Raw genomic sequence first — 13,091 nt, 5'->3', positions numbered from 1 at the left:
TCCGTTTTTTCTTCCGGAGCCCTCGCATGAGCCAACGCACCACGATCCACAGCCTGCAGGTCGACACGGCCCTGTACCAGTTCATCAACGACGAGGTGCTGCCCGGCACAGGCACCGAGCCGGCCGCCTTCTGGCAGGGCTTCGACACCCTGGTTCGCGGCCTGGCACCCAAGAACGCGGCCCTGCTGGCCGAGCGCGACCGCCTGCAGACCGAGCTGGACACCTGGCACAGCGCCAACCCCGGCCCGGTGCGCGACATGGCGGCCTACCGCAAGTTCCTCGAGACCATCGGCTACCTCGTGCCCGACCCGGGCAAGGTGAAAGCGACGACGAAGAACGTGGACGACGAGCTCGCGGTGCAGGCCGGCCCGCAGTTGGTGGTGCCCATCCTGAACGCGCGCTACGCCCTCAACGCCGCCAACGCGCGCTGGGGCAGGCTCTACGACGCGCTCTACGGCACCGACGTGATCGCCGAGGACGGCGGCTGCGAGAAGGGCGCGCGCTACAACCCCAAGCGTGGCGCCAAGGTCATCGAATGGGCCCGCCACGTGCTGGACCGCACCTGCCCGCTGAAGAAGGGCTCCCACGTCGGCTCCACCGGCTACCGCGTGAAAGACGGTGAGCTGGTCGTGTCGCTGGCCGGCGGCGGCACCAGCCCGCTGGCCGATGGCAAGCAGTTCATCGGCTACCAGGGCGATGCGAAGAAGCCCTCCGCCATCCTGCTGGCGCACAACGGCCTGCACCTGGAAATCCAGGTCCGCCCCGACAGCGCCATCGGCAAGACCGACCCGGCGGGCGTGAGCGACCTGGTGGTCGAGGCCGCGTTGTCCACCATTCTCGACCTGGAAGACTCCGTGGCCGCGGTGGACGCCGAGGACAAGCTGCTGGCGTACAGCAACTGGCTGGGCATCCTCAAGGGCACGTTGACCGAGACCTTCGAGAAGGGCGGCCAGACGCTCACGCGCGGCCTCAACGCCGACCGCGAGTACACGGCGCCCAAGGGCAAGAAAACGGTCCGCCTGCATGGCCGCTCGCTGCTCTTCGTGCGCAACGTGGGCCACCTGATGACCAACCCCGCGATCCTCTGGGGCCCCGAGGGCAAGGAGATTCCCGAGGGCATCATGGACGCGGTCATCACCACCGCCATCGCGGTGCACGACATCCGCAAGGACAAGAAACACCCGCTGCGCAACTCGCGCAAGGGCTCGGTCTACATCGTCAAGCCCAAGATGCACGGCCCGCGCGAAGTGGCCTTCGCCGACGAGCTGTTCGGCCGCGTCGAGCAACTGCTGGGCCTGCCCGAGAGCACGGTCAAGCTGGGCATCATGGACGAGGAGCGCCGCACCTCCGTGAACCTGAAAGCCTGCATCGCCGCCGCGCCCAGCCGCGTGGCCTTCATCAACACCGGCTTCCTCGACCGCACCGGCGACGAGATGCACACCGCCATGCTGGCCGGCCCCATGGTGCGCAAGGGCGACATGAAGGCCAGCGCCTGGATCCAGGCGTACGAGCGCAACAACGTGCTGGTGGGCCTCTCGTGCGGCCTGCGCGGCAAGGCGCAGATCGGCAAGGGCATGTGGGCCATGCCCGACCTGATGAAGGCCATGCTGGAGCAGAAGATCGCCCACCCCAAGGCCGGCGCCAACACCGCCTGGGTGCCCAGCCCCACCGGCGCCACGCTGCACGCCATGCACTACCACCAGGTGCTCGTGAGCGACGTGCAGAAGGGCATGGAGAAGATCGACGCCGACAGGGAACGCGACACCCTGCTCACCGGCCTGCTCACCGTGCCCGTGAGCGCCAACCCGAACTGGAGCGCGGCCGAGAAGCAGCAGGAGCTGGACAACAACGCGCAGGGCATCCTGGGCTATGTGGTGCGCTGGGTGGACCAGGGCGTGGGCTGCTCCAAGGTGCCCGACATCAACGACGTGGGCCTGATGGAAGACCGCGCCACGCTGCGCATCTCCAGCCAGCACATCGCCAACTGGCTGCACCATGGCGTGGTCAGTGAAAAGCAGGTGCGCGACACCTTCGAGCGCATGGCCGCCAAGGTGGACAAGCAGAACGCGGGCGACAAGCTTTACCAGCCCCTGGCCGGCAACGCCAAGACCAGCAAGGCCTACCAGGCCGCGCTGGACCTGGTGTTCAAGGGCAAGGAGCAGCCCAGCGGCTACACCGAGCCGCTGCTGCACGCCTGGCGCCTGAAGGTGAAGGCCTCGGCCTGACGGGCCCCGCCAGAAGGCGAGAAGGGCGCCTTGCGGGCGCCCTTCTCTATGGCGGCCCTTGGTGGCCGCACATCAACCGGTTGGAAGATCAGATCGTTTTCGCGAGTTCGAACATCACCGCCGTGCCAAGCGACTCGCGGATGTTGCCGCGGCCCACGCGGGCCATGGCCATGTCACCGAAGCCCGACATGTCGAACGCGCTGTCATCGGGCGAGATCTCGACGAAGGGCATGTCCATCGCGTCGCGCACCAGGGCGCGACGGAACTGGTCGAACTCCGGCCCCTTGAGCACGGCGTCGATGACCACCAGGCTGGGCATGCGGTGCGCCGAGGCCTCGCGCGCCTGGATCAGGTCCACCACGCTGTCGGCGCTCACGCCGATCTCGCGCAGCGCGTCGCGCACGTCCGAGCGGATCTGCAGCGAAGGCGACACGATGAGCGCGTAGACCCCCTGCAGCGACTTGAACATCGAGGACTGCCCGTCGGACAGATCCACGGCCGAGATGCCGTCGATGGCCTGCACCGTGCGGTGGAACATAACGCTGGCGACGATGCCATCGGCCGACACCTGGCGCTGCACCTCGATGCCGCCGGTGGTGTGGGCGATCTGGCGCACCAGCGCCCAATCCAGGTTGTCCAGGTCCGGCGCGCGCGACGACGGCGCCTCGTCGCCGTGCACGCGCACCTGCAGGCGCGCGTGTGGCGGCCAGTCGTTGATGTCCACCCGCACACTGACGTGGCGTCCCAGGGGCAGCGCCCAATCGAGGAGCGCGTTGAACAGGGCGTGCGTGACGGTGGGGTCGAGCAGCACCTCCACCGGCTTGAGCTTGCGCCGCACGTCGGCGCCCATGAGCGCGAACTCCTTGCGGCGCTCCTGCAGGCAGGCCTCCACCAGTTGCGAGAGATCGAGCTTCTCGTGCGACTGGCGGATGCGCCCGTCGTGAAAGCGCTGGATCTGCTGCATCACCGTCGTCAGCCGCTTGATGCGGCCCATGGGCACCGTCAGGGCCCATTGCTCGCGGGCGGGCACCGCGCCGTGGGCGTTCAGTTGGTCCAGGCCGCTCTGCAGGGCCTGCAAGGCGTCGCTGATCTGCCCGGCCGCCGCGGTCAGCAACTGCGGGCACTGCTCGGCCAGCGACCAGTGCTCGTCGCCGCGCGGCTGGCCCGCCGCGCCGGCGGCGCCAGGCTGGTCTTTCTTCGGTGTGGCCATGGGTTTCAACACGGGGCTTGCGTCATCTGGTGCTTTGTCCGCCTGTCGCCAGGGGGGTGGTCCGTCCTGGCGGGCGATGTAACGAAATGTGCACCAATCGCCTCCGCAGATACAGGTCCGAGTAGCCGGAACTTCTCATTTCCGTGCAATGCGCCACGGCGCCGCCACCCCCTACGGGCACCCGCTCGCCTTTGCCACAATAGCCGCCATGCACAGCCCCGCCCCCTTCCCCGCCGCCCGGCCACGCCGCCTGCGCCGCGACGCCTTCACCCGCGAGCTGGTGCGCGAGCACCGCCTGCACCCCGCTGACCTGATCTACCCGGTGTTCGTGCTCGACGGCGCGAACCGGCGCGAGGCCGTGGCGTCCATGCCCGGCGTGGAGCGCCTGAGCCTGGACCTTCTGTTGCCCGTGGCCGAGGACTGCGTGAAGCTGGGCATCCCGGCGATGGCGCTGTTCCCGGTGATCGACCCGGCGCTGAAGACGCCCGATGGCCAGGAGGCCACCAACCCCGACGGCCTGGTGCCGCGCGTGGTGCGCGCCCTCAAGCAGCGTTTCCCCGAACTGGGCGTGATGACCGACGTGGCGCTGGACCCCTACACCAGCCACGGCCAGGACGGCGTGCTGGACGAGGCCAACTACATCATCAACGACGAGACCGTGGCCATTCTGGTGCGCCAAGCGCTCACACAGGCGGCGGCGGGCGTGGACATCGTGGCGCCCAGCGACATGATGGACGGGCGCATCGGCGCCATCCGCCAGGCACTGGAGGCCGACGGCCGCGTGCACACGCGCATCATGGCGTACAGCGCCAAGTACGCCAGCGCCTTCTACGGCCCCTTCCGCGACGCCGTGGGCTCGGCCGCCAACCTGGGCAAGGCCGACAAGAAGGTCTACCAGATGGACCCGGGCAACACCGACGAGGCCCTGCGCGAGGTGGCGCTGGACATCGCCGAAGGCGCGGACATGGTCATGGTCAAGCCCGGCATGCCCTACCTGGACATCGTGCGGCGGGTGAAGGACGAGTTCGGCGTGCCCACCTTCGCCTACCAGGTGAGCGGCGAGTACGCCATGCTCAAGGCCGCCGCGCAGAACGGCTGGCTGGACCACGACGCCGTGATGATGGAAAGCCTGCTGGCCTTCAAGCGCGCGGGCGCCGACGGGGTGCTGACCTACTTCGCGCGCGATGCCGCGCGCCTGCTGCGCGGCTGACCGGCCGCCAACACAGGGCCACACGATGCGGGTCTTTCACGTACAGCCCGGATCGGTGAACGAATCCACCGCGCTGCCGATGCTGCTGCCCGCAAAGGGCTTTCTCTGGGTGGCCTGCGGCCGGCGCGAATTCGAGCTCGAACACGGCCACGTGCAGGCCGCGCTGCAGGTGATGTGCGGCACCACGCTGGTGGACCTGCACGTGAGCGACCTGCTCAACAACCAGTTGCCCTCGCACTACGACTACACGTCCAAGTACGACATCCTGGTCTTTCGCCGCCTGGCCGCGGGCCAGGCCGAGACCGACATCTCGCAACCCGGCGCGGTGCTCACCGAACACGTCAAGCGCAGTGGGCCGCCCGTGCTGCGGCGCATCGACACCAGCCCCGTGGGCTTCGCGGTGTTCGACCGCGTGCTGCTGACGGTGCACCCGGCCGGCTGCGGCGTGCTCGACCAGTACTCCGCGCGGCTGCTGGCCAGCGCCGGCGTGGCGCCGCGCGCCGTGGGCGGCGGCCTGCCCGGCAACCCGGCCGACCTGATGCTGCGCATCGTCAACCAGATGGTGGACGGCTACCTGGACCTGCGGCGCGAGCTCACGCGCCAGCTCGATCACTGGCAGTCCGAACTGCTGCACCCCAAGACGCGCTTCACCAACTGGAACTCGCTGCTGGACGCGCGCATCTCGCTGCACCACCTCGACGAGATCTGCGAGGACCAGCGCAGCGCCCTGCAGGACTGGCTGGAGGCGCTGGAGGACTGGGACGCGAACGAGGCCATCGGCGGCCACCGCGGGCTGGAGCTGCTGAAGGTGCGCAGCCGCGATGTGCTGGAGCACATCGAGCGCGTGGTGCACCACGTGCGCCGGCTCGAGCAGAACGCGGAGACGGCCGTGCAGATGCACTTCTCGGCGCAGAGCAACCGCACCAACGACATCATGCGCACGCTGACGGCGCTGACCGCCGTGTTCCTGCCGCTGAACCTCATCGCCGGCATCTTCGGCATGAACTTCGAGTTCATCCCGTTCATCCACGAGCGCGCGGGCTTCTGGTGGGCGATGGGCTCGATGGTGTTCGTGGCCGTGGGCCTCAGCGCCTACTTCTGGCGCAAGCGCTACCTGCGCTCGTCGTCAGGCCGCTGAGCTCAGACCCAGGGCTCGGCGAGGCCTTCGTTGGTCATCACGCGCCGCAGCGCCGGACGATCGAGCACGCGCTGCAGGTAGGGCCCCAGGTGCGGGCGCTCGCGCGCGGGGCGCACCGGGGAGTCGGGCGAGAAGTGCCGCGTCCAGCGGCACAGCGTGAAGACGTAGGCGTCGAGCAGCGAATACGCTTCGCCCAGGAACCACGGGCCGCCGTGGCGCGCGAGTTCGGCATCGAGTTGATCCAGCTGCGCGCCCACGCGGCGCTTGGCCACGGCCTTGATCTCGGCTTCGCTCTCGCTGCCCGCCTCGTTCACCCAGCGGTGCGGATAGAAGTAGACGATGAGCGTGGCCTGCAGGGTGTTGGTGAGCCACATGAGCCACTTGTAAGCCTGCGCCCGTTCAGGCGTGCCCAGGGCGGGCATGAGCTTCGCTTCGGGGTGCGTGTCGCTCAGGTGCAGGCAGATGGCGGCGGTTTCGTAGAGCACGAGATCGCCGTCTTCCAGCACGGGGATCAGGCCGTTGGGGTTGAGCGCGCGGTAGGCCGGCGAGTCGAGCGCGCCGTGCTCGCGATCGATGCGCGCGCGCTCGTAAGGCACGCCGAGTTCTTCGAGCAGGATGTGCGGCACCATGGCCGCGGTGCTGGGGTAGAAGTGCAGTCGGATCATCGAGAGGGGGGCTCGGACACACCAAAAAGCGCGGCGCCATTGTCCCAGGCGATCTTTTTTGCCACCGCCGGCGGCAGCGTGCCCAGCCAGGCGCGGTAGCCCTGCATCAGGCCGTCGTAGTACAGCCAGCGCTGGTTGACCCAGGTGTCCGAGCCGATGAGGAAACGGTCGGGGTACTTGAGCAGCAGCGCGCGCCACTCGGGGCACAGCTCGCCCTCGCCGCAGGTGAGGCCGGGGCGGTAGGACAGTTCGCCGCGCAGTTGCGGGAAGCGGGCGAAGAGTTCATCGACGCGCGCAACCGGTGAGCCGCCGATGCCGGTGTGCGCCCAGATCAGGCGCGTGTTGCGGCCTTTGGACGGCGTGTGCCCCATGAGCTTTTCCACCGCCACGTCGTCCACGTGCGCGAGGACGGCGAGGCCCTTCTCGTCCGCCAGGGCCATGAGCTGCTTCGCCACGGGCCCGTCGGCGTTGGCGCTGTCGTACAGGTGGAATTCGCCCAGGCCGCGGTAGGGCCCGGCGGGTGTGCCGCGCGCGAGTTCGGTGTTCACCATCTCCACGATGCTCGGGTCGCGGAACCAGTTGCTGTAATCGGCGCGGTTGCGGTAGAGCCGCACGAAGGGCACCACGGTGACGCCAGCCGCACGCGTCTGCTCGCGCGCCTGCGCCAGGGCGCGCGTGCCGTCGTTGGGCCGCGAATTGGCCACGATGGCGCGCACACCATTGCGCTGCATGCGGTCCAGCACGTCGGTCAGCGGATGCGGGCACTCGGGCGCGGGCGTGCTGGCGTGGCCGCAGGCCTCGTCGTTGTAGTGCAGGTGCGCGTCGAACAGCGGGCCGCGGTACTGCGCGGCGGCACTTCCCATCCCGATCGAGAGCAGGAGCCCCACCCAGAGATGCCGCGGAACCGGCTTCGCCGGGCCGCAGGCATCGCCCCCTCGAGGGGGGACGCGCGAAGCGCGGCGGGGGTGTTCCATGTTCAGCCTATGTGCTGGGCGAAGAATGCGAGCGTGCGCTCACGCGCCAACTTGGCGGCCGCTTCGTTGTACGAGCCGCGCTGGTCGCAGTTGAAACCGTGGTTGGCGTTGTAGACGTGCACGGTCACGCCGGGCTGGGCCTTCTTGAAGGCTTCCACCGTGTCCAGCGGGATCCAGTGGTCCTGGTCGCCGAAGTGCGCCATCACGGGTACCCGGGGCTGGCGCGCCGCTTCCTCGGGCGTGGTCATGCCACCGCCGTAATACGGCACCGCCGCGCTCAGGCCCTTGAGCGTGCAGGCCGCGCGCCAGGTGAGCAGGCCACCCCAGCAAAAGCCCACGATGCCCACCTTGCCCGCCTGTGCGGCGTGCTCGATGGCGGCCTGGATGTCGGGCATCACGCCGGGTGCAGGCAAGGCTTCCACGGCGGACTTCAGGCCCATGCCCTCCTTCATGTCGGCCTCGGTGTAGCCGATCTCCAGCCCGCCCTTGCCGATGCGCGAGAAGGTGCTGGGCGCCACGGCGAGGTAGCCCGCCGCCGCGTAGCCGTCGGCCACCGACCGGATGTGCGAGTTGACGCCGAAGATTTCCTGCAGGACGACGATGCCGCCCTTGGGCTTGCCGGCGGGTTGCGCCACGTAGGCGGGGAAGCTGTGGCCGTCGGCGGCCTTGAGGGTGATGGTGTCGCTCATGCGTGTTCTCCTTGGTGGGTGGTGTCAGGCCTGCAGCCGGCGCTCGACGAAGTCGAGCCGGTCCTGGCCCCAGAAGAGTTCGCCGTCGATGACGTAGGCCGGCGCGCCGAACACGCCCGCGTCGATCGCGGCCTGGGTGTGGGCGTCGGCCAGCGCCTGGGCCTCGTCGGCTTGCGATTGTGCGAGCCGCGCGGCGTCGAGGCCACCCTCCTTCAGCAGCACGGCCAGGGTGTCGGCGTCGGCGATGTCGAGCTCGCGCGCCCAGACGGCCGAAAGCACCGCGCCCGTCAGGCGCAACGCGGCCTCGGTGCCGTCGCGCTCGGCCACCACGCTGATGAGCCGCGCCGAGGGGTCGCCCGCCACGGGAAAGTGCTTCGGGTGCAGGTTCAGCGGCAGGCCCAGCCACTCGCTCCAGCGGCGCAGTTCCACCAGGCGGTAAGCCTGGCGCTGGGGCGCGCGCTTGCCGAGCGGCAAACCGCCCGAAAGGGGAAAAATCTTGCCCAGGTCCATGGGGCGAACGCGCACCTCGGCGTGGACGGCGTGGGCGATGCGCACGAAGCGCTCGTGACCGAGGTAGGCCCAGGGGCTCATCGTGGCGAAGAAGTAGTCGACCGTGCGACGCATGGAGTCTCCGTTTGGCTGTTGTAATGGGCGCCGTTCAAAGGCGCAGGCGCTCTTGTACGCCATGCGGATGACTGTTGCAGGAGGTAGGGAATGAGCGACAAGGTTTTGCTGGTCACGGGCGGCTCGCGCGGCATCGGCGCGGCCACCTGCCGCCTGGCCGCGAAGGCGGGCTGGGCGGTGGCGGTGAACTACGCCGCGAACTCGCTGGCGGCCGACGAGGTGGTGCGCGCCATCCGCGCCGACGGCGGGCGCGCCATGGCGGTGCAGGCGCAAGTGGAGGACGAGGCGCAGGTGCTGCGCATGTTCGAGCAGATCGACGCCAAGCTGGGCCGCCTCACGGGCCTGGTGAACAACGCCGGCGTGGTGGACCGCCGGGCGCGCCTCGACGAGATGGACATGGCGCGCTGGCGGCGCATGTTCGACATCAACGTGATCGGCAGCCTGCTGTGCGCGCGCGAGGCCGTGCGCCGCATGAGCCCCCGACACGGCGGCTCGGGGGGCGCCATCGTCAACCTCTCCAGCGCGGCGGCGCGCCTGGGCTCGCCCGCCGAGTACGTGGACTACGCGGCCGCCAAGGGCGCCATCGACAGCTTCACCGTGGGCCTGGCCAAGGAACTCGCGGCGGAGAACATCCGCGTCAACGCCGTTCGGCCGGGCCTGATCGACACCGACATCCACGCCAGCGGCGGGCGGCCTGATCGGCTGCGCGAGCTCGCGCCGCAGGTCCCCATGCAACGCGGCGGACAGGCCGACGAGGTGGCGGGCCTGATCGTCTGGCTGTTGTCCGACGCCGCGAGCTACACCACCATGAGCCTGATCGACGTTTCGGGAGCGCGCTGATGTCCGTGCCGAAAAAGGAACCCCGCCTGTACTGGGAAGACCTGTCGGTCGGCGAGACGCGCGACCTCGGCAGCCTCTCGCCCACCGCCGAGGAGATCGTCGCCTTCGCCAGCCAGTGGGACCCGCAGCCCTTCCACCTCGACCCCGAGGCCGCGAAGGACTCGGTCTTCGGCGCCCTGTGCGCCAGCGGCTGGCACACCTGCGCCATGGCCATGCGGCTCATGGTCACCAACTTCCTGCACGAGACCTCCAGCCTCGGCTCACCGGGGCTGGAGAGCCTGAAGTGGCTCAAGCCCGTGTTCCCCGGCGACACGCTCACGCTCAGGCACACCATCACCGAGAAGCGCGTGATGGGCAAACGCCCCGACGTCGGCCTGGTGCGCACCATCTGGGAGATGGTGAACCAGCATGGGGACCCGGTGTTGCGCATGGAGGGCTACGGCATGTTCCGCTTGAGGAACCCTGCCCAAACGCCCTGAAGCCAGCCACAATGCGGCGCGCCACCCGCCGCCACCATGGACTTCAAACCCCTCATCACCCTGCTGGCCATCGTCAACCCGCTGGCCATCGTCCCCTTCTTCATCCACTACACGCAGGGCTTCAGCCGCAAACAGCGCCAGCGCACGGTGATGATCTCGGCCTTCAGCGCCTTCGCGGTGATCGCCACCTGCGCGCTGGTGGGGCTGCAGATCCTGGAGTTCTTCTCGATCTCGCTAGCGAGCTTCCAGGTGGGCGGCGGCATGCTGCTGCTGACCTCGGCGCTGGCCATGCTGAACGCGCGCCCGGCCGAGGCCAAAGCGGCCGACCAGGATTTGAGCGAGGATTCGCCGCGCACCAGCATCGCGGTGGTGCCGCTCACCATCCCGCTGCTCACCGGTCCGGCCACCATGTCCACGGTGGTGATCTACGCCGACCAGGCCAAGACCTTCCTCCAGCACGCCGCGCTGGTGGGCTACGGCGTGGTCATCGCGCTGGCCACGGCGGTGTGCTTCGCGCTGGCCGAGCCCATCGCGCGTGGCCTGGGGCAGACCGGCATCAACGTGATGACGCGCCTGATGGGGCTGATCCTGGCGGCGCTGTCGGTGGAGGTGATGGCCAGCGGGCTGGTGAAGCTCTTTCCCGCACTGGCGGCCTGAGAGCCGGGATCGCCCGCACGCGCTAGGGCGTGGCCGCCGCAGCCAGGCGCTTGTGGCGCAGGGCCGCGGGCGGCAGGCCCACGATGCGCTTGAAGGCGCGGCTGAACGAGGCCTCGGAGTCGTAGCCCAAGCGCGTGGCCGCCACCGCCACGCGCATGCCCTCGCGCTCGATCCAGCGCCGCGCCTGGAACATGCGCACACGGGCCACGTACTTCGCGGGGCTTTCGCCCACGGTGCGGGTGAAGGCCTCGGCGAAGCTCGAGCGCGACGCGCCCATCAGGTCCGCCAGTGCCGGCACCGACCAGTCGCGCTCGGGCGCGGCGTGAATGGCCGCGATCACCTTGCCGATGCGCGGGCATTGCATGGCCGCGATCCAGCCGCTGGCGTCATTGCAGGCGCACTCCACCCAGGCGCGGATGATGCTCGCGGCCAGCACGTCGGCCAGGCGCGCGAGCATGCCGCAGGCGCCGATGCGCTCCAGCGCCACCTCGCGCTCCATGGCCTCGAGCAGCGCGGGCACCGACGGGTCGCGCGACGCCAGCTCGTTGGCGCGCATCACGTCCGGCATCATGGCCAGCAGCGGGTGCAGCGGGTCGAGGTTGAAGCGCATGGCGCCGCAGAACATCACGTCGCTGCTCGGGCCCAGCGGCTCGCCACCCGCGGGTGGCGCCTCGCCCACGAGGTAAATGTTGTCGGCCACGGGGGTGCGCGCCAGCGAATCGATGTCCACCGTCGGCACCTGCGGCGAACTCGCCAGCACGTGAAAGGCGCCGCGCGGCAGCAGCACGGCGTCACCGGCCTGCAGCGCCAGCCAATCGCTGCCCGGCGTGCGCAGCCAGGCGGTGCCACGGGCCACGAAATGAAAGCGCGCCTCGGGCCGCGCGGGAAAGGCCACGGCCCAGGGCGGGCGCATCACGCAGCGGCCGTATTCCACGCCATCGAGCCGCAGCCCGAGCAGGATCTGACTCAGCAGATCCGAGGGCTTGCTGGGCGCCGGTTCACGGAGTTGGGGCGCAAGCGCGGAGGAATGGTCATGCATTTCGGCCGATTCGACATTGAAACGCCGAGATGCTAGCCCTAGGCTGTCGACCTTGCCCATCCGGCGCCCTTTTCAACCCTTGCCCACCCATGACTTCTTCCTGCAGCGCCTGCCTCGACGCCGAACCGGCCGGCCACCCCCTCACGCCCGAATCCTCTGGCGCCCCTGCACCGACCACCGACAAGGCCCACTGGGCCGCGATCGGCTCCCTGTCGCTGGGCGTCTTCGGCCTGGTGACGGCCGAGTTCCTGCCCGCGAGCCTGCTCACGCCCATGGCCGCGGACCTGGGCATCAGCAACGGCGCGGCCGGCCAGACCGTCACCGCCACGGCCGTGGTCGGCGCCATCGCCGCGCCCGCCCTGCCCGTGCTCACGCGGCGCATCGACCGCCGCTGGGTCATGCTGGCCCTGAGCGCCTTGCTGGTGGTCTCCAACCTGATGGCTGCACTGGCCAGTTCCCTGCCCGCCTTGCTGCTGGCGCGCGTGCTGCTGGGCGTGGCGCTGGGGGGCTTCTGGTCCCTGGCCGGCGCGCTGGCGCTGCGGCTGGTGCCGCCCGAGCGTTTCGCGCGGGCGATGTCCCTGATCCTCACCGGCGTGTCGGTGGCCACCGTGTGCGCCGCGCCCGTCGGCGCCTGGATGGGAGAGCTGTGGGGCTGGCGCAGCGCCTTTGTCGTGGCGGGCGCGGTGAGCCTGCTCACGCTGGCGGCTCAGGCGCTCACCCTGCCGGCGCTGCCGCCGCGCGACCACGCCGACCTGCGCCGGCTGGGCCGCCTGCTGACCCGCGGCGACGTGCGCGTGGCCCTGCTGGCGGTGGTGCTGGTGATCTCGGGCCACTTCGCCGGCTTCACCTACATCCGCCCGCTCATGGAGAACGTCACCCACCTGTCGGTGCAGGCGATCTCGCTGGTGCTGCTGGGCTATGGCATCGGCGGCTTCTTCGGCAACCTCGTGGGCGGCTACCTGGCCGAGCGCAGCGAACGCCGCGCCATCGTGGCCGGCGGCACGCTGATCGTGCTGCTGGCCGCGGGCCTGCTGCTGGCGGGCAGCTCGCCGCTGGTGACGGCCGTCGCCGTCACGCTCTGGGGATTTGCCTTCGGCGCCTTCCCGGTGGGGTTCCAGACCTGGATCGTGCGCGCCGCGCCCGACCAGACCGAAGCCGCGGGCGGGCTGCTGGTGGCCGCGTTCCAGATCGCCATCGCCAGCGGCGCCATCGGCGGCGGCATGCTGGTCGATCACGTGGGCGCGCTCGGCGGGCCCCTGTTCGCCATTGCCACCATCACCCTGGGCACGCTGTTGACCCTGCGCCATGGCCCGCGCGTCCAGCGCGCCTGACGGAACACGA

At 69.9% G+C, this 13,091-nt stretch carries 13 protein-coding genes; 7 read left to right on the top strand and 6 right to left on the bottom strand.

Features of this window, described 5'->3' with window-relative positions; translation table 11 throughout:
- Positions 1-26: 26 nt before the first annotated feature.
- Positions 27-2,225 carry a malate synthase G gene (locus tag GTO19_RS02575; protein ID WP_291018146.1) on the top strand — a complete coding sequence of 733 codons (2,199 nt, stop codon included), beginning with the start codon at positions 27-29 and terminating at the stop codon, positions 2,223-2,225.
- Between the two features lie 88 nt (positions 2,226-2,313).
- Here the strand turns inward: GTO19_RS02575 and GTO19_RS02570 are convergent, their stop codons facing one another.
- Complete coding sequence (locus tag GTO19_RS02570; RefSeq protein WP_291018144.1) at positions 2,314-3,435, bottom strand: hypothetical protein; 1,122 nt, start codon at positions 3,433-3,435, stop codon at positions 2,314-2,316.
- 208 nt (positions 3,436-3,643) lie between these two features.
- On the opposite strand from GTO19_RS02570, the gene hemB reads away from it, so the two are divergent.
- Positions 3,644-4,645, top strand: a complete 1,002-nt coding sequence (hemB, locus tag GTO19_RS02565; protein WP_291018141.1) for a porphobilinogen synthase — start codon at positions 3,644-3,646, stop codon at positions 4,643-4,645.
- A 25-nt stretch (positions 4,646-4,670) separates the two neighbouring features.
- On the top strand, positions 4,671-5,783 hold the full coding sequence (locus GTO19_RS02560; RefSeq protein WP_291018138.1) for a magnesium transporter CorA family protein: 1,113 nt from the start codon (positions 4,671-4,673) through the stop codon (positions 5,781-5,783).
- A 2-nt stretch (positions 5,784-5,785) separates the two neighbouring features.
- Here the strand turns inward: GTO19_RS02560 and GTO19_RS02555 are convergent, their stop codons facing one another.
- From GTO19_RS02555 to GTO19_RS02540, 4 genes are all read right to left on the bottom strand, one after another.
- Positions 5,786-6,448, bottom strand: a complete 663-nt coding sequence (locus tag GTO19_RS02555; protein WP_291018135.1) for a glutathione S-transferase family protein — start codon at positions 6,446-6,448, stop codon at positions 5,786-5,788.
- A complete protein-coding gene (locus tag GTO19_RS02550; protein WP_291018132.1) occupies positions 6,445-7,311 on the bottom strand; it encodes an amidohydrolase family protein in 867 nt (288 codons plus the stop codon). Before GTO19_RS02550 ends, GTO19_RS02555 begins: the two co-directional genes overlap by 4 nt.
- 113 nt (positions 7,312-7,424) lie before the next feature.
- The gene (locus tag GTO19_RS02545; RefSeq protein WP_291018129.1) at positions 7,425-8,111 is read right to left on the bottom strand and encodes a dienelactone hydrolase family protein; all 687 of its coding nucleotides are present in this window, start codon (positions 8,109-8,111) and stop codon (positions 7,425-7,427) included.
- Positions 8,112-8,135: 24 nt separating this feature from the next.
- The gene (locus tag GTO19_RS02540; protein ID WP_291018126.1) at positions 8,136-8,735 is read right to left on the bottom strand and encodes a 2-hydroxychromene-2-carboxylate isomerase; all 600 of its coding nucleotides are present in this window, start codon (positions 8,733-8,735) and stop codon (positions 8,136-8,138) included.
- Between the two features lie 90 nt (positions 8,736-8,825).
- On the opposite strand from GTO19_RS02540, the gene GTO19_RS02535 reads away from it, so the two are divergent.
- From GTO19_RS02535 to GTO19_RS02525, 3 genes are read left to right on the top strand one after another with little or no spacing between them, the layout of a single operon-like run.
- Entirely contained in the window at positions 8,826-9,575 is a 750-nt protein-coding gene (locus GTO19_RS02535) for an SDR family oxidoreductase (protein ID WP_291018123.1), read from the top strand.
- The gene (locus GTO19_RS02530; RefSeq protein WP_291018120.1) at positions 9,575-10,054 is read left to right on the top strand and encodes a MaoC family dehydratase; all 480 of its coding nucleotides are present in this window, start codon (positions 9,575-9,577) and stop codon (positions 10,052-10,054) included. The genes GTO19_RS02535 and GTO19_RS02530 overlap by 1 nt, the downstream gene beginning before the upstream one ends.
- Before the next feature lie 36 nt (positions 10,055-10,090).
- Positions 10,091-10,711 carry a MarC family protein gene (locus GTO19_RS02525; protein WP_291018118.1) on the top strand — a complete coding sequence of 207 codons (621 nt, stop codon included), beginning with the start codon at positions 10,091-10,093 and terminating at the stop codon, positions 10,709-10,711.
- Positions 10,712-10,733: 22 nt separating this feature from the next.
- Here the strand turns inward: GTO19_RS02525 and GTO19_RS02520 are convergent, their stop codons facing one another.
- Complete coding sequence (locus GTO19_RS02520) at positions 10,734-11,750, bottom strand: AraC family transcriptional regulator (protein WP_291018117.1); 1,017 nt, start codon at positions 11,748-11,750, stop codon at positions 10,734-10,736.
- 89 nt (positions 11,751-11,839) lie between these two features.
- Here GTO19_RS02520 and GTO19_RS02515 point away from each other — a divergent pair, with 89 nt between their 5' ends.
- Positions 11,840-13,081, top strand: coding sequence for an MFS transporter (locus GTO19_RS02515; protein WP_291018114.1), 1,242 nt, complete (start codon positions 11,840-11,842; stop codon positions 13,079-13,081).
- Positions 13,082-13,091: the final 10 nt, after the last annotated feature.

Source organism: Hydrogenophaga sp., from assembly GCF_011772445.1.
Taxonomy (GTDB): domain Bacteria; phylum Pseudomonadota; class Gammaproteobacteria; order Burkholderiales; family Burkholderiaceae_C; genus Hydrogenophaga.
The sequence above is the reverse complement of the archived record's forward strand: the minus strand, read 5'-3'. Positions and strand labels throughout refer to the sequence as shown.

Coding starts and splice junctions, on each gene's coding strand:
- GTO19_RS02540 (WP_291018126.1), bottom strand. CDS start 8,735: ATGCGTCGCACGGTCGACTACTTCTTCGCCACGATGAGCCCCTGGGCC.
- GTO19_RS02555 (WP_291018135.1), bottom strand. CDS start 6,448: ATGATCCGACTGCACTTCTACCCCAGCACCGCGGCCATGGTGCCGCAC.
- GTO19_RS02530 (WP_291018120.1), top strand. CDS start 9,575: ATGTCCGTGCCGAAAAAGGAACCCCGCCTGTACTGGGAAGACCTGTCG.
- GTO19_RS02535 (WP_291018123.1), top strand. CDS start 8,826: ATGAGCGACAAGGTTTTGCTGGTCACGGGCGGCTCGCGCGGCATCGGC.
- GTO19_RS02575 (WP_291018146.1), top strand. CDS start 27: ATGAGCCAACGCACCACGATCCACAGCCTGCAGGTCGACACGGCCCTG.
- GTO19_RS02560 (WP_291018138.1), top strand. CDS start 4,671: ATGCGGGTCTTTCACGTACAGCCCGGATCGGTGAACGAATCCACCGCG.
- GTO19_RS02570 (WP_291018144.1), bottom strand. CDS start 3,435: ATGGCCACACCGAAGAAAGACCAGCCTGGCGCCGCCGGCGCGGCGGGC.
- GTO19_RS02525 (WP_291018118.1), top strand. CDS start 10,091: ATGGACTTCAAACCCCTCATCACCCTGCTGGCCATCGTCAACCCGCTG.
- hemB (WP_291018141.1), top strand. CDS start 3,644: ATGCACAGCCCCGCCCCCTTCCCCGCCGCCCGGCCACGCCGCCTGCGC.
- GTO19_RS02545 (WP_291018129.1), bottom strand. CDS start 8,111: ATGAGCGACACCATCACCCTCAAGGCCGCCGACGGCCACAGCTTCCCC.
- GTO19_RS02515 (WP_291018114.1), top strand. CDS start 11,840: ATGACTTCTTCCTGCAGCGCCTGCCTCGACGCCGAACCGGCCGGCCAC.
- GTO19_RS02550 (WP_291018132.1), bottom strand. CDS start 7,311: ATGGGAAGTGCCGCCGCGCAGTACCGCGGCCCGCTGTTCGACGCGCAC.
- GTO19_RS02520 (WP_291018117.1), bottom strand. CDS start 11,750: ATGCATGACCATTCCTCCGCGCTTGCGCCCCAACTCCGTGAACCGGCG.